Origin of the sequence: Pseudomonas anguilliseptica, from assembly GCF_021375795.1 — a bacterium.
Taxonomy (GTDB): Bacteria; Pseudomonadota; Gammaproteobacteria; order Pseudomonadales; family Pseudomonadaceae; genus Aquipseudomonas; species Aquipseudomonas anguilliseptica_A.
This window is the reverse complement of record NZ_JAEIOI010000025.1, coordinates 1-261: the sequence shown is the minus strand read 5'-3', so window position 1 is coordinate 261 and position 261 is coordinate 1. Positions and strand designations below refer to the sequence as shown.

Annotated in this window: 1 protein-coding gene; it reads left to right on the top strand. The window is 59.0% G+C overall.

Annotated elements, in window-relative coordinates; all coding sequences use genetic code 11:
- A partial coding sequence (locus tag IOD17_RS19295) for an IS3 family transposase (protein ID WP_233686629.1) occupies positions 1-261 on the top strand: 261 nt, incomplete at both ends.

Below are 261 nucleotides of genomic sequence, written 5' to 3'. Positions count from 1 at the left end.
GTCTGATCAAGCATTCATGGCTGGAAAGCGGTGGTGTCTACGGCTACCGCAAGATCCATGCGGATTTGCGCGAGTTGGGTGAGAGCTGCGGACGACATCGTGTTGCCAGGCTGATGCGTGTGGAAGGATTACGCTCGCAGACGGGTTATCGTCGTCGACCTGGCCGTTACGGAGGTAAGCCCGCCACGCCGGCACCGAACCGGCTGGAGCGCCAGTTCAATGTCAGTGAACCCAATAGGGTCTGGGTCACTGACATCACCT